This is a genomic window from Stenotrophomonas sp. 278, from assembly GCF_003935715.1.
Classification (GTDB): Bacteria; Pseudomonadota; Gammaproteobacteria; order Xanthomonadales; family Xanthomonadaceae; genus Stenotrophomonas; species Stenotrophomonas maltophilia_AH.
Window position 1 is genome coordinate 19,854 of sequence record NZ_RHPP01000013.1, and the last position, 17,865, is coordinate 37,718.

The window sequence follows — 17,865 nt, forward strand, 5'->3', positions numbered from 1 at the left end:
GGAGTAAACCACGTCGGTTTGGATCGATGCATTCTGCGCCGCAACATGAACAACCCGCTGCCTGTTCACTTATTGCGGAGCAGCATGCGCTTTTGTGTCAGCCATGTTTAAAATTCGCCGGTCGATGGTTTAGATCGATCCAACTTTAAACCGTCATACAGCGGCCGTGGCGCGCTGGGGGAGCAGCCCGGATTACCCCAGAGAAATCGGCTCAAAAATTAGATCGATTCAATCACATCCGTGTACCAGCACGCCAGTTCGATCCAGGAGAGGGAGAGAGTGGAAATGAAGCAGATGTCCCGTAAGAACGGTCGCCATGCCCTGTCGGCAGCGATCACCTTCGCCCTGACCGCCGCCTTGTCGCCGGTGGCATTCGCCCAGCAGGCGGCGCCCGCCGCTGCACCGGCCCAGAGTCCTGACGCCACTACCCTGGACAGCGTCCAGGTCACCGGCTACCGCTACGCCATCGAGCAGAGCCTGCAGCAGAAGCGCGACGCCAACGCGGTGGTCGAAGTGATCACCGCCGAGGACGTGGGCAAGTTCCCTGACAAGAACGTCGCCGATTCGCTGCAGCGCGTGCCCGGCGTGGTGATCACCCGTGACGGCGGCGAAGGCAAGAGCGTCAGCGTGCGCGGCCTGGACCCGGACCTGACCCTGACCCAGTTGAACGGCAACTACATCGCCACCTCGGAAACCAACGACGAGGCCAGCCGTTCCTTCAACTACACCCTGCTGCCGTCGAACATGCTGTCCAGCGCCGAGCTGTTCAAGTCGCCGGAAGCGCGCATCGATGAAGGCGGCATCGGCGGCACGGTAATCCTGCACACCCGCCGCCCGCTGGAGATGGAATCCAACTCCGGCTACGTGACCCTGGAAGGCACCTCCTCGGACACCCACAAAGACGTGGATCCGCAGGCATCCGCGCTGTACTCCTGGCACAGCCAGGACGAGCGCTTCGGCGTGCTGGTCGGCGTGACCCAGCAGAAGCGCACCAGCCGCACCATGGAGGTTACCTCCGAGAACTACCAGTGGTACGGCACCGACACCACCGCGCGCGACGTGTTCGGTCGCGACATTGACCAGGGTGGCGTCAACTACTGGTGGGGCAACTCCGGTTTCAACGACCAGAACGGCCGCAACTACACCGACTTCTTCATGCCCACCTCGGTGAACTTCGCGGTGAAGGAAGAAGAGCGTGAACGCAAGGGTGGCCAGTTCACCTTCCAGTTCAAGCCGATCGACAACCTGACCCTGACCGCGAACTACTTCCGCTTTGAACTGGACGGCAACTACGAGCAGCACATGCTGAAGGTGCCGGAATGGAACATGGCGCGCTACAACCAGGACGGCAACTGGGCCGGCGGTCGCCTGCTCAACGGGCTGACCATGGACCCCAGCGGCACCATCGTCACCGGCGCGCAGTTCGAGAAGCTGGCCGGCAAGACCTATTACTGCAGTGAAGACGAAGCCGCTGCCGCGGGCATGGCCCCGGGCGGCTGGGGTCCGGACGACTGCACCGTGCCGACGCCGCAGCTGACCGGTGGCTACAGCCGCGAAAAGGCGCTGTCGCAGACCGCCGACCTGAGCATCGACTGGGACATCAGCCCGCTGTGGAAGGCCTCGTTCACCGGCGGCCGCACGTGGTCTGAAGGTGGCCCATCGATGAACTTCCGCATGTCGGCCAAGCCGCGTCGCCGCGTCGATGGCGTGTGGGAAGCGGGCAACCGCTACACCGCGTGGGACCTGACCGGCACGCCGTCGGTGACCTTCTCGCCGGACCTGCAGCAGCAGCTGATGAACGGCATTGCCGAAGTGGACACCGGTTCCACTGACTCGTCGTGGATGCAGACGGAAGTGGAGCAGAACTACTTCCAGGCCGACTTCACCAAGCTGTTCGAGACCGGCTGGCTGGATTCGTTCCAGTTCGGCGCGAAGTACCGTGACGGCAAGGTCCACCGCAACACCGGCAACACCTATTGGGTGTGCCCGGGCACCGACCCGGCCGACTACGACAACAACCGCTACCAGGCGGGCTGTGACAGCACGGCGGGCATCGCCCAGCCGGGCTTCTTCCTGTCCAACCCGATCAGTGGCATCCGCGGCGGCTTCGATGCAAACGTGTTCCCGGGCATCAATTACCCGGCGTACATCAACTACCTGAACCAGACCTACGGCGGTTCGCACAACCGGGTGGAAGAAGACTTCGTCTACAACGTCAACGAGAAGATCTACTCCGGCTACTTCCAGGCCAACTTCCGTACCGAGCGCCTGCGCGGCAACGTGGGCGTCCGGGTGGTGCGTACCAAGCAGTTCGCGCAGTCCAGCGATTCGATCGAGCGCTTCAACGACTACTTCCTGGACAACGCCTCGGGCGCGCCGATGTCGTGCGACGACCCGGCGGCGGCGGCCTTCCCGACCTACGGCTGCGAAAGTGGCTTCGTGCGTCTGCCGGACAACCTGGCACGTGAGAAGACCTTCGAGCTGATCGGTTCGGACAAAACCTATACCGACTTCCTGCCGAGCTTCAACATCGCCTGGGACATCACCGACAGCCTGGTGCTGCGTGGTGCGGCGTCGAAGGTGATCGCGCGTCCGAGCTACACCAGCATCGCGGCCCCGGGCGCGCTGAGCTACTACAGCGCCGAGTACGTGAACGACCGCCGCGTGGCCGGTGGTGCACCGGAGGAAGGCTGGGCGGGCCACGGCAGCAACAAGAACCTGGAACCGTTCGAAGCCAACCAGTACGACATCGGCCTGGAGTGGTACTTCAAGCCAGGTGCGGTGGCCGGTATTGGTCTGTTCCGCAAGGAAGTCAACAACTTCACGGTACCGGTGGTGCGCGACCTGCAGATGGAAGTGGGCGGCCAGATGGTGACGGTGCAGGACTACGAGACCGAAGCAAACGGCCGTGACGGCGTGTCGCAGGGCGTGGAACTCTACGGTCAGTACACCTTCGACTTCGGTCTGGGCGTGCAGGCAAACTACACCTACAACGACACCAACCTGGCCTCGATCGTGCTGGACGGCCAGGACCTGGGTGCTTCGCCGCTGGTGGGCAGCGCCAAGAACCAGGCCAACGTGACCGTGTTCTACGAGAACGAGACGTTCCTGGCACGTGCCTCGTACAACCGCCGTGGCGAAATCGTGGGTGGCCTGACCGCCGGCATGACCGAGTACAGCGAGCCGTACGACCAGCTGGATCTGAATGTGGCGTACAACTTCACCGACTCGCTGACCTTCACCGCCTCGGTGTTGAACGCCACCAAGTCGGAGCAGCGCATCCATCTGGGCAACGACACCGACGCCCGCCTGATCTCCAACCTGTACACCGGCCGCCAGCTGTACTTCGGCGCGACCTACAAGTTCTGAGTCCCGCCCCCGCCGCACGTCACGGCGGGGGATGTTCCTCCACGGCAGCCGCGCTGGTACAGGTGGCTGCCGTTTTTTTTGTCTGCGTGATTGCACGATTGCCGCGCACTGCGTGATTGCACGATGTACGTAGAGCCGGGCTTGCCCGGCTGCTGTTGGTTCTCGGCGAACAGTCGGTGGTCATCGTATCCCTGGTTTGGCGGCCCGGGACGGGCGTTCCGGGGGACGGCGCAAGTACGTCCATGTAGCCTCGATCGCCGCATCCATGCGGCTCACGCCCCCTCCAGCCCATCCCGAACCGCCTTCGACAGTGGGTCGGTGGCCAACGAAGTTCAAAAGCACGTGGCCCCGGTAGCGTCGGTCGACAGACGACGGCCCTGAAATCCCCAACATCCGGTAACGCATGACCCCAAACCGACACCGCCGTTGATTCGGCCATGCCGATGGGTGAGATCAGGCCAATGCTGCGCGCAGGGCGGCGACCTCTTCGGCATCGGTGGCGACCCAGCCGGGCGACAAGCCAACCAGCGCCGGATTGTGGAAACGCATCGCCGAATGCCGCACAGCCTTGGCTGATGCATGCAACTCAACGCACCCCGTCGCCTTCGCCACCGCTGCGATATTGCCGGGCGTGATCCCCGCCCCAGCCATGATGCTGATACGTCCCGCTGCCTGTTTCACCAACGCTGCCAGCACATCAGCACCGGCCTCCGCACTGGCCTGACCGCCCGAACTCAGCACTCGCTGGCAGCCGAGCGAAATCACATCCTCCAACGCGGCCGACAGATCCCGCGCCGCATCAAACGCACGATGGAACGTGACCTGCATCGGCCCTGCTGCCTGGACCAGCTCACGGCACAGAGATACATCCACGCTGCCTTCCGCATCCAGCGCGCCAATCACCACCCCGTCGCACCCCAGTGCCCTGCACTGCTGGATGTCACGCAACATGAGTTCACGTTCCAACGCGTCGTAATGGAAATCCCCGGGACGCGGCCGGATCAGCACGAACAACGGAATCTGCAAGCGTTCGCGTGCCAGCGCAATGCTGCCGAACGACGGCGTGGTGCCGCCTTCCGCCAGATTGTCGAACAGCTCGATGCGATCGGCACCACCGCGCTGCGCCGCCAGCGCCGAGGTTACCGAGTTCGAGGCGATTTCCAGCACGTGCGTCATGCTCAGGTCTGCTCCGTCGTGTACACCGACGCCGCGTCGCGCAGGACGTCCTGCCGCTCGGCATCGCATACCGCGTAGACAAAGCCGCGGTGCAATGCGTACGCGCCCACGTCGCCGTTGCGGCCCAAAGCCAGGAAACACACCTGCAGGGTCTTGCTGGCCTCCGGACGCTTGCGTACCACGCGGGCAATCGCCTCGCGGCAGGCCTGCGCCGGAGTGCGGCCCTGACGCATCAGTTCCACCACCAGGAACGACGCCGCATTGCGGATCATTTCCTCGCCAACGCCCGACGCCGTGGCCGCGCCCACTTCGTTGTCCACGTACAGACCTGCTCCGATGATCGGGCTGTCGCCCACCCGGCCATGCAGTTTCCAGGCCATGCCACTGGTGGTGCATGCACCGGCCAGTTGACCCTTCGCATCCACCGCCAGCATGCCCAGGGTGTCGTGGTTGCTGCTGTCGCCCGGGCGACTACGGCGCTCGGCATTGATTTCCGGCGTGTACTGCGCGGTCTTCAACCACTCACGCCAGGCCTTTTCCGCTTCCGGCGTAAGCAGCTTCTCGCGCTTGAATCCCTGTTGCATGGCGAACTGCTGTGCGCCCTCGCCCACCAGCATCACGTGCGGGGTCTGCTCCATCACCTTGCGGGCAACCGACACCGGGTGCGCGATGTCCACCAGCGCTGCCACCGATCCACAGCTGCCGTCACCCTTCATGATGCTCGCGTCCAGGCTCAGCACGCCGTCGCGGTCCGGGTTGCCGCAGCGTCCCACGGTGGGATTGCACAGCTCGCTCTCGGCCCAACGCGCGCCGGCTTCCACCGCGTCCAGCGCGCTGCCACCGTTGCCCAGCACTTTCCATGCAGCCTGGTTGGCCCCGACACCGAAATCCCAGGTCGATACAACCCGGGCCCGGCCTGCTCTGGCCTGCACGCGCGGAAACACGGCCGCGCCAGCGGCCAGCGCGCCGGCCTGAAGAAATGTTCTGCGATCAGTCACGCGGTGCCTCTCCCGTTGCCAAGTGCCGGCCCCGGGAGGGCCGGGTGTCGTTTGTCAGGCCGCTGCGCGGCGATGTTCTTCGTACCACACGGCCGCGCCGAGCACGCCCAGTTCACCGTGCTCCACCCGCCATACCGGCACCTGCTCCAGCACCGGGCGCATCACGCCCTTGGCCAGGAACCGGTCACGGAAGCGGCCGTCATGGAGGAACCGCGCCACGTGCGCGGAAATGCCGCCGGCCAGATACACCGACCGCGCGCCAAAGCTGACCGCAAGGTCACCGGCCAGGCTGCCCAACCAGCCGCAGAACACTTCCAGCGTTTCCACCGCCACGGCATCCTCGCCATCCAGGGCCGCGCTGATCAGTGATTCCGGCGTCGTCCACTGCACCGCCGTACCACGCAGCACGCACAGCGCCGGATAGAGATTCATCAGACCGGTGCCGGACAGCACCCGCTCGTTGTCCACGTGCTCCCAGCGCTGCAGCAGCTGCTGCAGCACCTGTAGTTCCAGTGCATTCCCCGCCCCCAGCGCGGCGTGCCCCGCCTCGCTGGCCAGCACCGCGCGCGAGCCCGCTTCAAAGCGCAGCGCCGCACCCAGGCCGGTGCCTGCGCCCAGCACCAGGGCGGGCCAGCCGCTCGCCTGCGGTGCGTCCGGCGTGAGTGTCACGCACGCCTGCACATCCACGAACGGAATCGCGTAGGCCACCGCTTCGAAATCGTTGATCAGTTCCAGCGTTACCAGCTGCGCGTCGCGGCGGGTGCCCTGCACAGACACCGGCCACGGCAGGTTGGTGTTGACCAGGTCATCTCCCTTGAGCACGCCGGCGATGGCGACCACGGCCACCGCCGGAGCCTGCGCAAGGCTGCTGCGGAAATCGGCCAGGATCGCGGCGAGGCTGGCGTGCTCGGCGCAGGCGTAACGGCGCAGCGTGGTAATGCGCGGCGGCTGGCCCGGCGCAACGTCGGCCAGCGCGACGCGCGCGTAGGTGCCGCCAACGTCGGCCACGATCAGGGTGTCAGCAGGAGCGGAGCGATGCAGCGCCGGAGAGGGGAACGGGGTCGCAGCGCTCACGCACGGGCCTTGGGAAGAAAACGATGCATTGAAGGGATTTTCGTTGATCAATGGGCGCTTGGAAACCGATGCTTTCCGTACCCGGGCGTATGTGTGCCGTAGAGCCGGGCGTCAGGGCCTGGCCACCTGCAAACGGTAGCTGGTGCTGGCGGTCGCGGTCGATCCATCGGCCTGCGCCGCCCGCACCTCCACCTTGTGCTCGCCGGCGGCAAGGTCGGTCGGCAGCGCACCGCGCCACAGGTGCGGCGAGGCGGTGGCTTCCGGCGAGCGGTCGAAGCCACGCAGCTTTTCAGCCGTGTCGTCTGCGACGTTCTCCACGAGCAGGCGCGGGTCCGGCTGTTCCACGCGCTTCATCGGCTGCCACGCGCCGCCATCCACGCGGTATTCCACCACCGTGTCGTGCTGGCCCATGAAAACGTTGGCATACACGCCCCAGGCCGGGTATGCGCCCTTGCGCAGCACTTTCGGTGCATGCACGGCGATCTGGTAGTCATCCGGCGCGCGCGCCACGTAATAGCGCAACGCATACTCACCCGCCGGCTTCACGCTCAGCACCGCGTAGCCGTTGGGGGTGCCGTCGCTCATGGTGGCATCAGGAATGCCGCTGCTGTCCTTCACACCGGACCAGAACGCACCGCAGGCTGCGCCCACGTTGTACTCATGCAGAGGCTTCTCGCCCTGCCAGCCCTCGGCCGCACCGTGGTAGTAGTGCTGCTGGGTGTGGTTGTGGCCGCTGAGCACCAGCACATGCGGGAAGTCCTTCAACAGCGCGAACAGCTTGGTTCGGTCGGCGTGGCGGAAGGTCTCCCGGCCCGGCGCGGCATCGAACAGCGGGATGTGCATGCCCAGCACCAGCAGGCGGTCACGCGGCAGCGCTTTCAGATAATTGGCCAGGAAGGTGAACTGGTCCGGACGCAGCCCGCCGATGTACTTCGGCTTGCCGTTCGGGTCATAGACCACATCGTCCAGGAACACGAAGCTGGCCCCGCCCTCTTCCACCGCATAGGTGTCCGGGCCGTACACGGCGCGCCAGCTGTCCAGCGAGTGCTGGTCAGTGGTCGCGTCAAAGTCCAGGTCATGGTTGCCCGGCACATGGAACCACGGCACCTGCAACTGCGCGGTGGCCTTGTTGAGCTCCGGATAAAGGCTGAGATCGTCATTGACGATATCGCCCAGCGTGGTGCCCAGCCGCGCCTTGTGCTTGCCGATGATCGGCTCGACGATGGCGCGCTGGTAATAGCCCACTTCCTGCCGGGTAGCCGTCTGCGAATCGGTGAACACCAACATGTCGAAACCGTCGCGCGCACCGTCGGCGTCCTTCAACGGCTCCAGCGCGAAGTCCCAGTTGCGGACGTTGCTGCCGGTGGCGGCAATGCCGTCGTACTTCAGCCTGGGAGAGCCCTGCGGTACGTAGTGGCGCCAGAAGCCCGGCATGCCATCGGCGCGCGCGGGGAAGCGGAACTCATCCGGCTTGATCACGAAAACGGTCTGGCCGTCGCGCACCGGCAGGCTGTAGCTGCCATCAGCCGCCGTACGCACAATCACTTCGCCATTGGACACCTGCACCCCTGCCAGTGCCGGGTCGGTGGGGCCACGCCCGGGCTTGCCGTCGCGCTCCTGGTAGACCTTGCCGGTGACGGTGGCCTCGCTGGCGGCCCAGACCGGTGCGGAAATCAACAGCAAACAGGCCAGCCAGGCGGTCTTGCAGGTCATCGGAGCGGTCCGTAATGAAAGGGAACTGTAAAGCCGCCTATCATCGCGCGGACCGCGTTGCACCAACGTTAAATGCGGACCTGGATTCTCAACGGGCGTGACGCTCCCGCAGCACCGCCACCGCGTCATCCAGCGACAGGCCTCGCGCGCGCAGCAGTACGATCAGGTGAAACAGCAGGTCGGCTGACTCGCCCAGCAACGCGGCATCGTCCTGCGCCACCCCGGCCAGTGCGGTTTCCACACCTTCCTCGCCCACTTTCTGCGCGATGCGGCGCACGCCGTCCTCGAACAGGCGCGTGGTGTAGCTCTTCTCCGGGCGCTGCTGCTCGCGTTGCTGGACCAGCGCATCCAGGCGGCCGAGAAAGTTGCCGGGGGCGCGCTCGAAGCAGCTCTCGGCACCGGTGTGACAGGTCGGTCCGGCCGGTCGGGCGGTCACCAGCAGGGTGTCATTATCGCAATCAACGCGCATCGCCAGCACGGTCAGTACGTTGCCGGAAGACTCGCCCTTGGTCCACAGACGCTGCTTGCTGCGGCTGTAGAAGGTCATCTGCCCACTGGCCAGGGTGGCTGCCAGCGCGTCAGCGTTGGCATAACCCAGCATCAGCACGGCCAGCGTGTCGGCGTCCTGCACCACAACGGGCAGCAGGCCGTCCCCCTTGGACCAGTCAAGCTGCTCCAGCGCCTGCCGCGACGGCAGTACTTCAATAGACATCACGAACCTCGATCTGTTGCGCGCGCAGGAACTGCTTGAGCGCGGGAATGGCAATGGCCCCACTGTGGAACACGCTCGCGGCCAGCGCCCCGTCCACGTCGGCCTGGTCGAACACGTCGGCAAAGTGCTGCATCTGGCCGGCACCGCCCGAAGCGATCAGCGGCACATGGCAGACGGCGCGGGCCAGGGCCAACTGCTCGACGTCGTAGCCGCGGCGTACGCCGTCGCTGTCCATGCAGTTGAGCACGATCTCGCCCGCACCCCGGCGCTGCGCCTCGCGCACCCAGTCCAGGGTCCGCATCGGCACCGCCTGCGTCTTGCTGGGATCACCAGTGAAGCGGCGCACCCGCCACTCTCCATCGGGCTCGCGCACCGAGTCGATGCCGACCACCACGCACTGCACGCCGAACTCGTCGGCGAGTTCGGTGATCAGCTCGGGGCGGCCGAGTGCCGGTGAGTTGATCGAGATCTTGTCAGCCCCCGCGAACAACACCCGGCGCGCGGTCTCGACGCTGTCAATGCCACCGGCCACGCAGAACGGAATATCGATCAGGCGTGCAATACGCTCGATCCAGTCCACGTCCACCGAGCGTGCCTCCGGGCTGGCTCCGATGTCGTAGAACACCAGCTCGTCCGCGCCCTGGTCGCGGTAGCGCTGGGCCAGCTCAGCGATGTCGCCCATGTCGACGTGGTCGCGGAAGCGTACGCCCTTGACCACGCGGCCATCGCGCACATCCAGACAGGGGATGATGCGCCGGCTCAGCATGCCAGGGCCTCGCCCAGGTCCATGCGCTGTTCCAGCAGCGCCTTGCCCAGCACCGCGCCGGCACAACCGGCCGCGCGCGCGGCGGCCACATCCGCCACGTCACGCACGCCACCCGAGGCCTGCACCGCCACCCCGGGCAGGCGCGCGGTCAGGTGTCGGTACAGTGCCAGATTCGGACCAGCCAGCATGCCGTCGCGGGCGATATCGGTGCACAGCAGGTGGCGCAGGCCGGCGGCAGCGTAACGGTCGGCCAGCACATCCAGGGTCACCCCGGCGTTCTCGGTCCAGCCATGCACCGGCAGCTGCCACAGGCCTTGTTCGTCCTGGCGGGCGTCCAGCGCAATGGTGATCCGCTCCGGGCCGAACTCGCTCAGCCAGCCGATCACCTGTTCCGGTTCACGCACCGCCAACGACCCGACTACTACACGGCTCGCACCCGCGTCGAGCATACGTGCCACGTCGTCGCGGCCACGTACGCCGCCGCCGGTCTGTACCTGCAGGCCGGTGTTGGCGCGGATCGCACCCAGCAGCGGGGCCAGGGTGTAGCCGCCGGCACGGGCCGCATCCAGGTCCACCAGATGCATCCAGCTCGCCCCCTGCGCCTCGAACGCCTTTGCACGCGGCAGCGGGTCGTCGCCGTAGTGGGTTTCCTGGGCATAGTCGCCCTGGCGCAGGCGCACCACGCGGCCTTCGCGGATATCCAGCGCGGGGTAAACGGTGAAACTCATGCAGCAGTGCCCTCAAGAAAGTTGCGCAGCATCAGCGAACCGGTGTCGCCGGAGCGCTCGGGATGGAACTGGGCACCGAAGTAACGGCCCTGCTCCACCATCGCGGTGAACAGGCCACCGTGGTCGCAGGCGGCCACGGTATGGGCGTTCAACGGCGCGGCATAGCTGTGCACGAAATAGGCGCTGGCGCGCTCGGGAATGCCGCGCAGAAGGATTGAAGGCTTCAGCGGCAGCAATCGGTTCCAGCCCATGTGCGGCACGCGGATCCCGGTAGCCGGCACCAGCTTGCGCACGGTGCCGGGAATCAACGCCAGCGTTTCCACGCCAGACTCTTCGGAGTGCTCGAACAGCAGCTGCATGCCCAGGCAGATACCCATCAGCGGTGCTTCCAAGCGCCGCAGTGGTTCCACCAGCCCTTGCTCATGCAGGCGTTGCATGGCCGGCCTGGCAGCACCCACACCGGGCAGGATCACCCGTTGCGCGCCTTCCAGCCCGGCCGCCGTGCGCACCAGCTGCACGCGCGCGCCCAGTCGCTCCAGTGCATAGCGCACCGAACCCAGATTGGCGCCACCGGCATCGATCAGTGCAACGTCGGTCACAGCGCCCCCTTGGTGCTGGGCAGCGCCGTGCCCTGGCGCGGCAGCGCCTGGCGCAGTGCACGCGCCAGCGCCTTGAAGCAGGCTTCCACCTTGTGGTGGTCGTTGTCGCCGCGCACGCTAAGGTGCAGGTTCAGACCGGACGCATCGCACAGCGAGCGGAAGAAGTGCGGCACCAGTTCGGTCGGCATGTCGCCCACCCGCTCCCGCTTGAACTCGCCTTCGAACACGAAGTACGGGCGGCCACTGAAATCCAGTGCCGCGCTGGCCAGGGTTTCGTCCATCGGCAGCGTGAAACCGTAGCGACCGATACCGCGCTTGTCGCCCAGCGCCTCGCGCAGTGCCTGGCCGAGCGCCAGACCGGTGTCTTCAATGGTGTGGTGTTCGTCGATGTGCAGGTCGCCCTCGGCCTGCACGCTCAATGCAAAGCCCCCGTGCTTGCCGATCTGCTCCAGCATGTGATCGAAGAACGGCAGGCCGGTGTGCGTCTTGGGCTCGGCAGTGCGGTCCAGGTCCACGTCCACGCGGATGCGGGTTTCCTTGGTATTGCGCTGCACCGTTGCGCGACGCGGGGCGTCGGCCAGTTCGTGGGCAATGCCATTCCAGTCCCACTCGCCGCCGAACTGTTCGGTGCGCAGCTGGAAGCCGCGGATGTTCATGTTCTGCGCGAACTGGATGTCGGTGGGCCGGTCGCCCACCATTGCCGAGCGCGCCCAGTCGATGTTCCGGTCCTGCAGGTACGGCAGCATCATGCCGATACCCGGCTTGCGGGTCGGCGCGTTGTCGTGTGGCCAGGAGCCGTCAATCAGCACATCACGGAACACGATGCCCTGGCTTTCGAAAATCTGCAGCATCAGGTTGTTGGGGCCATCAAAGGCCGCCTGCGGGTAGCCCTCGCTGCCCAGCCCGTCCTGATTGCTGACAATCACGAACTGGTAGCCGGCGTCGCGCAGCTTGAGCATCGCCGGAATCACGTCGCGCACGAAGCGGATCTTGTCAAAGGCGTCGATCTGGAAATCGGCCGGTTCTTCAATCAGGGTACCGTCGCGATCGACGAACAGGATGGGGGTCATGCGGCGGCCCTCGCGGCGGTCAGTACCTGCAGCACACGGTCGTTCTCGTCCGGGCTGCCCACGGTGATGCGCAGGGCGTCGCCCAGCTGCGGCGCGGCGCGCTGATCCCGCACCACCACCCCGGCGGCGAGCAGTGCGTCGAAAGCGGCGTGGGCGTCGTTGAAGCGGACCAGCAGGTAATTACCCTGCGACGCGTAGACCCGGCGCACACCGGGCGCGTTCTGCAGCGCCTGCTGCAGGCGGGCGCGCTCGGCCTTGATTTCGGTTACGCGCGTGGCAGTCACCTGCAGCGCTGCCGGGTCAAGCGCCGCCAGCGCAAGTGCACTGCATGGAGCCGGCACCGGGTAAGGAGCCTGGCAGCGGCGCAGCAGCTGGATCAGTTCCGGCGCGGCAATCAGCGAGCCGATGCGGGCGGCGGCCAGCGCGTGCGCCTTGGACAGCGTACGCAGCACGGCAAGATTGTCGTAGCGGTCCAGCAGGGTCACTGCAGATGCCTGCTCGGCGTATTCGCCGTAGGCCTCATCTACTACCACCACCGCCCTGCCCCGCAGCGCGGTGGCCACGCGCTCGATCTCGGCCAGGGCGATGCTGCTGCCGGCCGGATTGGAGGGCGTACACAGGAACACCAGTTTGGCCTTGCCCGACAGTGCGGTGGCAATGATGGTGTCGATGTCGGCGTTGAGCCCACCCTCGCTGTCCACCAGCGGCACCTCCAGCAGCGGCGCATTCTGCAGACGCGCGCACACCGCGTACATGCCGAACACCGGCGGCGTAACCAGCACCGCATCTCGGCCGGGCTCGCACAGGGCGCGTACCAGCAGGTCAATCGCCTCATCGCTGCCGCGCCCGATCAGCAGCTGTTCGGGCGTGCAGCCGTACAGCGCGGCAAGCCGTGCGCGCAGCGACTCCGGCTGCGGTTCAGGATAGCGGCGTGCGCTGCCCTGCGGGTCGGCCGGGTTGGCCCAGGCCGACTCGTTGGCGTTGAGCCATACATCCCCCACCAGCGCACTGCTGCGCGCCGAGGAGTAACCCGCAAACGCGCGCAGATCTTCGCGCACCAGTGAAAGCACGGAAGAGGCGTTCATGCCGCCGCCTCCATGCGCAGCGCCACCGCATTCTCGTGCGCATCCAGGCCTTCGGCGCGGGCCAGCACGCGGGCACTCTCGCCAATGCCGGCAATGCCCTGCACCGTGGCCTGCTGCACGCTGATCATGTTCTGGAAACTGGACACGCTGACGCCGCTGTAAGCGCGCGCGGCACCGGCCGTGGGCAGCACGTGGTTGGTACCACTGCAGTAGTCGCCCAGCGCTTCGGGCGTGTAGTCGCCCAGGAACACCGAGCCGGCGGCTTCGACCTGCGGCAACCAGTCTCGCGGCTCGCGCAGGGCCAGAATGAGATGTTCCGGTGCGTAGCGGTTGCTGATCTGGAACGCCTGAACCAGCGACTCGACCAGAATCAGGCGCGAACTGGCCAGCGCCTGCGCCGCGATATCGGCACGCGAAAGCTGGGCCAGCTGGGCCTGCACCTGTGTCTCCACCCTTTCCAGCAGCGCGGCATCGTCCGTGAGCAGCAACACCTGGGAATCCGGACCGTGCTCGGCCTGCGACAGCAGGTCGGCGGCAACGAAGGCCGGATTGGCGCCGGCATCGGCGATTACCAGCACTTCCGACGGGCCGGCCGGCATGTCAATGGCGGCGGCACCGTCCTGTGCGACCTGCTGCTTGGCTTCCGTCACGTAGCTGTTGCCTGGCCCGAACAGCTTGTCGCAGGCCGGCACGCTGTCGGTACCGTACGCCATGGCGGCAATCGCCTGCGCACCGCCGAGCTTGAACACCCGGTCCACGCCGGTCAGGCGCGCGGCCACCAATACGGCGGGGTCGGCGGTGCCGTCCTTGCGCGGCGGCGTGCACAGCACCACTTCGCGGCAGCCGGCCAGCTGTGCCGGAACACCCAGCATCAAGGCGGTGGACGGCAGCGGCGCGCTGCCGGCAGGCACGTACAGCCCAACACGGCCAATCGCGCGCACCATGCGTTCGCAGCGAACGCCCGGCGCAGTTTCCACCGCATAGCCCTGGCTCATGCCGGCCTTGTGGAAGACACGGATGCGTTCGGCGGCATCGATCATCGCCTGGCGCAGTTCGGCGGGCACGGCACGTTCGGCGGCGGCGAATTCTTCCTCGCTGACTTCAAAGCTGTCCGGTGCGATGCCGTCAAAGCGGAGGCTGATTTCGCGCAGCGCGGCGTCGCCGTCTTCGCGCACGGCGGCAATCAAGGCTGCAACCGATTCACGGGTGCGGGCAGCCACGGCCTGCACGGGACGCTGCAGGGCGTCAGCCTGGGCAGCGGCATCGAGTTGATTCCATTGCAGTTGGTTCATGCCAGCGACCGCTCCACGCTGAGTACCTTCAGGCCCTGCGCGCCGGCGCGTTCCAGTTCTTCCAGGCGCTGCCAGGTCAGTGCGCCGTGGCACATGGTCTGCAGGCGCAGGTGGCCGCCATCGTCGGGCAGCTGTTCCAGCGGGTCGGCGTCCGGCAGCAGTCGGCTCAGTTCGCTCACGCGTTCGGCAGCGGCGCGGAACATCAGCAGCTTGCTGTCCTGTTGCTTGACCACGCCATCCAGGCGGCGCAGCAGCATGGCCATCAGGCCGGCGCGGGCGTCGTCGGGGGTGCGCACTGGTCCGGCCAGCACGGCTTCGCTTTCCAGCAGGGTTTCGACCGGCTTGAGCTGGTTGGCCGCCAAGGTCGCTCCGCTGGAGACCAGGTCGCAGATCAGGTCGGCGGTGCCCAGGCGCGGGGCGATCTCGACCGAGCCGGACAATTCCACGACCTGGGCGTCAACGCCCTGCGCGGCAAGCCAGTCAGTGAGGATGGCGGGATAGCTGGTAGCGATGCGCTTGCCCGCCAGTTGCTGCACGCCCTGCCAGTCCCATTCCTCAGGCACGGCGAGCATCAGCCGGCACTGGCCGAAGTTGAGCCCGCGCAGCGCCTGGTAGGTATCAGGCAGGCCGATCTGGCGGCGCGCGGCGGCCTGTTCGTCCAGTTCATTGCGGCCGACGATGCCGAAGTCGCAGACGCCATCGGCGATCAGGCCGGGAATGTCGTCGTCGCGGACCAGCAGCAGGTCTACCGGCAGCGATTCGCCATAGCAGAACAGCTTGTCGCGGCTCTGCCGCCAGCTCAGCCCGCAGGCGGTAAGCAGGCTGCGGGCAGGTTCGGCCAGCCGCCCGCTCTTCTGGATGGCGATACGCAGCCGGTCGCGGGCCGGGGCGTTCTGGGTTGCACTCATGGGGGAGGTCTCTACTCGGATTCGGGGGTGGCAGTCGTGACGGCGATGGCGGCGGCATAGCCGCGATGCCCATGCTCGAGCGAACGGGCGACACGCCCGGTGGTGGTCACGCTGACACCGGTCAATTCATGGATTTCGCGATACGGCACGCCCTGCTGAAGCAGCGGCACCACCTTCCAGCGGTCAGCCAGCGCTTCCAGCTCGGCCGGGGTGCACAGGTCGCGCAGGAACGCGGTGACCTGTTCAGGTTCGGTCAGGCCAGCAAAGGCCCGCGCCAAGCACTCAAGGTCGGCCTGGGGGTCCTTCTGGCGGGGGTCGGGGCGTGTTTTCATCGTATCAATGTAATAGCGTGCTATTACATTAGCGCAATTTGGGCCCCATGCCAAATCTTCGCGGCATCCATGCCGCTCACGCCCCCTCCGGCCCACCCCGACCCGCCCCGACAGTGCGTCGGTGGCCATTGAAGGTCAAAAAGCACATGGTCCTGGTAGCGTCGGTCGACAGACGACGGCCGTGGCACCCCCAACATCCGGTAACGCATGACCCCGGATCGACACCGCCGTTGATTCGGCATTTCCCATGGCCACCGACCACCTGTCGAAGGTGGGTCGGGGTGGGTTTGCGGGACCGTCAAAAACATGGATGTTTTTGACGAGCCCCCATGGACGGGTTCACGGCGTGTCCCGCAAACCCATTCCGACCCGCCAAGCCGCGGATGCCGTGTACCGAGGGGTCTTCGCGCGAACTCAATAGCAGCCGGGCAAGCCCGTCTCTACGTGGCCCAGACACAACAACGGCACCGTCAGGTGCCGTTGTTGTTTAAAGCATTCAACAAACCATCACGCCATCGCGCGGGTCTGCTCCAGTTCCACCTGCAACGCGCTGGCCAGCTCTTCGCGGGCGACTTCGAACTGCTGTTCGCGCAGCAGGTCCTTTACCGCCACCACGCCGCGGGCCAGTTCGTCTTCGCCCGCCAGCACCACGAAACGGATGCCTGCCTTGGCGGCGTATTGGAACTGCTTGCCGATCTTCTTCGGCTCCATCTGCACTTCGGTGTTGATGCCACCGGCGCGCAGGCGACGGGCCAGGTCCAGCGAATCCGGCAGACCGTTGTCGTCCATCAAGGCCACCAGCGCGTGCACGCTGCTGTCCTCGATGCCGGCAATCAGCCCGGCTTCCTGCAGCTGCCAGAACAGGCGGCTCAGGCCGATGGAAATGCCCACGCCCGGCAGCTTGGACCTGGTGTAGTGGCTGGCCAGGTCTTCGTAACGACCGCCCGAGCAGATCGAACCGATCTGCGGGTGGTCGGTCAGCGTGGTTTCGTACACCGTGCCGGTGTAGTAATCCAGGCCGCGTGCAATCGAGAAGTTCAGGCAGTACGAGGTTTCCGGCACGCCCAGCGCCTTCACCAGCGTCAGCACTTCGCGCAGTTCGGCCACGCCCACCTTCAGGGTGTCGCTTGCGGCCGCATCCGCCACCAGCGCGTCCAGCTGCGCCAACGCATCGGCGTGGCTGGTCGAGCGCACCGCCACGAAGGCCAGAATGCGCTCCACCTGCTCGGCCGGCAGGTCGAACCCTTCACCGGTCAGCGTTTCGCGCACATAGTCCGGACCACGCTTGTCCAGCTTGTCCACCTCGCGCAGCACCGCCAGCTGGCGCTCGCCATCGGCCACGCCCAGGCTTTCGAAAAAGCCGCGCATCAGCTTGCGGTTGTTCAACTGGACCGAAAAATCACCGATGCGCAGTTCCGAGAACACCGCGTGGATCACTGCCAGCACTTCGGCGTCGTAACGCGTGCTCAGGGTGTCCTTGCCGATCACATCGATGTCGCACTGGTAGAACTCGCGGAAACGACCGCGCTGGGCGCGCTCGCCACGGTACACGCGCTGCATCTGGTAACGGCGGAACGGGAAGGTCAGGTCGTGCTCGTGCTCGGCCACGTAACGGGCCAGCGGCACGGTCAGGTCGAAACGCAGGGCAAGTTCCGGCAGGCTCTTGTCGCCGGCTTCTGCCGCGTTGGCCAGGGCACCGGTGGACTGCGCGAAGTACACCTGACGCTCGGTTTCACCGCCGGACTTGGTCAGCAGCACATCCGACAGTTCGAACACCGGCGTTTCGACCGGCAGGAACCCGAACCGCTCGTAATTGCGGCGGATGACGTCCAGCATGCGCTGGAACGCGATCTGCTGGCGCGGCAGCAGTTCCAAGGTGCCGGACGGCGTACGGGGCTTGATCACTTGCGGGGCTCCTGCTCGAAACGTGGGGTGTGCGGGCCGGCTATTGTAGCCGCAGCCGGCCTTCCGCCCCAGTGAGGGGGCGGTAATCCGGCTGAACCGCCGCATGAAGTATCATAGGGGTGTCCCGCTTACTGGCTG

General features: G+C 66.2%; 15 protein-coding genes. 1 reads left to right on the forward strand and 14 read right to left on the reverse strand.

The annotated features are described in order from the left end of the window. The first annotated feature begins 285 nt into the window (after positions 1-285). Positions 286-3,369 carry a TonB-dependent receptor gene (locus tag EGJ34_RS03975; protein WP_221740378.1) on the forward strand — a complete coding sequence of 1,028 codons (3,084 nt, stop codon included), beginning with the start codon at positions 286-288 and terminating at the stop codon, positions 3,367-3,369. 453 nt (positions 3,370-3,822) lie between these two features. Here EGJ34_RS03975 and EGJ34_RS03985 read toward each other — a convergent pair whose 3' ends face one another. The 14 genes from EGJ34_RS03985 to hisS form a co-directional block, all read right to left on the reverse strand. Then, the gene (locus tag EGJ34_RS03985) at positions 3,823-4,536 is read right to left on the reverse strand and encodes a copper homeostasis protein CutC (protein ID WP_260476893.1); all 714 of its coding nucleotides are present in this window, start codon (positions 4,534-4,536) and stop codon (positions 3,823-3,825) included. Positions 4,537-4,547: 11 nt separating this feature from the next. Then, positions 4,548-5,543 carry a N(4)-(beta-N-acetylglucosaminyl)-L-asparaginase gene (locus tag EGJ34_RS03990; protein ID WP_125359243.1) on the reverse strand — a complete coding sequence of 332 codons (996 nt, stop codon included), beginning with the start codon at positions 5,541-5,543 and terminating at the stop codon, positions 4,548-4,550. A gap of 54 nt (positions 5,544-5,597) precedes the next feature. Further along, entirely contained in the window at positions 5,598-6,617 is a 1,020-nt protein-coding gene (locus EGJ34_RS03995) for a glucokinase (protein WP_125359244.1), read from the reverse strand. A gap of 111 nt (positions 6,618-6,728) precedes the next feature. Continuing rightward, positions 6,729-8,330 (reverse strand): calcineurin-like phosphoesterase family protein, encoded by a 1,602-nt coding sequence (locus EGJ34_RS04000; RefSeq protein ID WP_125359245.1) that lies wholly within the window; start codon positions 8,328-8,330, stop codon positions 6,729-6,731. 88 nt (positions 8,331-8,418) lie between these two features. Beyond that, positions 8,419-9,042 (reverse strand): bifunctional phosphoribosyl-AMP cyclohydrolase/phosphoribosyl-ATP diphosphatase HisIE, encoded by a 624-nt coding sequence (hisIE, locus tag EGJ34_RS04005; protein ID WP_125359246.1) that lies wholly within the window; start codon positions 9,040-9,042, stop codon positions 8,419-8,421. Next, positions 9,032-9,808, reverse strand: coding sequence for an imidazole glycerol phosphate synthase subunit HisF (hisF, locus tag EGJ34_RS04010; protein ID WP_125359247.1), 777 nt, complete (start codon positions 9,806-9,808; stop codon positions 9,032-9,034). The genes hisIE and hisF overlap by 11 nt, the downstream gene beginning before the upstream one ends. Beyond that, the gene (gene hisA / locus EGJ34_RS04015) at positions 9,802-10,536 is read right to left on the reverse strand and encodes a 1-(5-phosphoribosyl)-5-[(5-phosphoribosylamino)methylideneamino]imidazole-4-carboxamide isomerase (RefSeq protein ID WP_125359248.1); all 735 of its coding nucleotides are present in this window, start codon (positions 10,534-10,536) and stop codon (positions 9,802-9,804) included. Before hisA ends, hisF begins: the two co-directional genes overlap by 7 nt. Continuing rightward, entirely contained in the window at positions 10,533-11,135 is a 603-nt protein-coding gene (gene hisH / locus EGJ34_RS04020; RefSeq protein ID WP_125359249.1) for an imidazole glycerol phosphate synthase subunit HisH, read from the reverse strand. The genes hisA and hisH overlap by 4 nt, the downstream gene beginning before the upstream one ends. Then, complete coding sequence (hisB, locus tag EGJ34_RS04025; protein ID WP_125359250.1) at positions 11,132-12,205, reverse strand: bifunctional histidinol-phosphatase/imidazoleglycerol-phosphate dehydratase HisB; 1,074 nt, start codon at positions 12,203-12,205, stop codon at positions 11,132-11,134. The genes hisH and hisB overlap by 4 nt, the downstream gene beginning before the upstream one ends. Beyond that, a complete protein-coding gene (hisC, locus tag EGJ34_RS04030; protein WP_125359251.1) occupies positions 12,202-13,290 on the reverse strand; it encodes a histidinol-phosphate transaminase in 1,089 nt (362 codons plus the stop codon). Before hisC ends, hisB begins: the two co-directional genes overlap by 4 nt. Beyond that, on the reverse strand, positions 13,287-14,582 hold the full coding sequence (gene hisD, locus EGJ34_RS04035; protein WP_125359252.1) for a histidinol dehydrogenase: 1,296 nt from the start codon (positions 14,580-14,582) through the stop codon (positions 13,287-13,289). The genes hisC and hisD overlap by 4 nt, the downstream gene beginning before the upstream one ends. Continuing rightward, a complete protein-coding gene (gene hisG / locus EGJ34_RS04040) occupies positions 14,579-15,490 on the reverse strand; it encodes an ATP phosphoribosyltransferase (RefSeq protein WP_125359253.1) in 912 nt (303 codons plus the stop codon). Before hisG ends, hisD begins: the two co-directional genes overlap by 4 nt. An 11-nt stretch (positions 15,491-15,501) precedes the next feature. Further along, positions 15,502-15,822: a YerC/YecD family TrpR-related protein gene (locus EGJ34_RS04045; protein ID WP_125359254.1), complete on the reverse strand. Its 321-nt coding sequence runs from the start codon at positions 15,820-15,822 to the stop codon at positions 15,502-15,504. Between the two features lie 507 nt (positions 15,823-16,329). Then, positions 16,330-17,727, reverse strand: a complete 1,398-nt coding sequence (gene hisS, locus EGJ34_RS04050; protein ID WP_125359255.1) for a histidine--tRNA ligase — start codon at positions 17,725-17,727, stop codon at positions 16,330-16,332. Positions 17,728-17,865 lie beyond the last annotated feature (138 nt).

What these genes read in the sequence shown, in the direction of transcription:
- EGJ34_RS03975 (WP_221740378.1), top strand. Translation starts at nt 286, where the DNA reads ATGAAGCAGATGTCCCGTAAGAACGGTCGCCATGCCCTGTCGGCAGCG.
- EGJ34_RS04000 (WP_125359245.1), bottom strand. Translation starts at nt 8,330, where the DNA reads ATGACCTGCAAGACCGCCTGGCTGGCCTGTTTGCTGTTGATTTCCGCA.
- hisIE (WP_125359246.1), bottom strand. Translation starts at nt 9,042, where the DNA reads ATGTCTATTGAAGTACTGCCGTCGCGGCAGGCGCTGGAGCAGCTTGAC.
- hisF (WP_125359247.1), bottom strand. Translation starts at nt 9,808, where the DNA reads ATGCTGAGCCGGCGCATCATCCCCTGTCTGGATGTGCGCGATGGCCGC.
- hisA (WP_125359248.1), bottom strand. Translation starts at nt 10,536, where the DNA reads ATGAGTTTCACCGTTTACCCCGCGCTGGATATCCGCGAAGGCCGCGTG.
- hisB (WP_125359250.1), bottom strand. Translation starts at nt 12,205, where the DNA reads ATGACCCCCATCCTGTTCGTCGATCGCGACGGTACCCTGATTGAAGAA.
- hisC (WP_125359251.1), bottom strand. Translation starts at nt 13,290, where the DNA reads ATGAACGCCTCTTCCGTGCTTTCACTGGTGCGCGAAGATCTGCGCGCG.
- hisD (WP_125359252.1), bottom strand. Translation starts at nt 14,582, where the DNA reads ATGAACCAACTGCAATGGAATCAACTCGATGCCGCTGCCCAGGCTGAC.
- hisG (WP_125359253.1), bottom strand. Translation starts at nt 15,490, where the DNA reads ATGAGTGCAACCCAGAACGCCCCGGCCCGCGACCGGCTGCGTATCGCC.
- EGJ34_RS04045 (WP_125359254.1), bottom strand. Translation starts at nt 15,822, where the DNA reads ATGAAAACACGCCCCGACCCCCGCCAGAAGGACCCCCAGGCCGACCTT.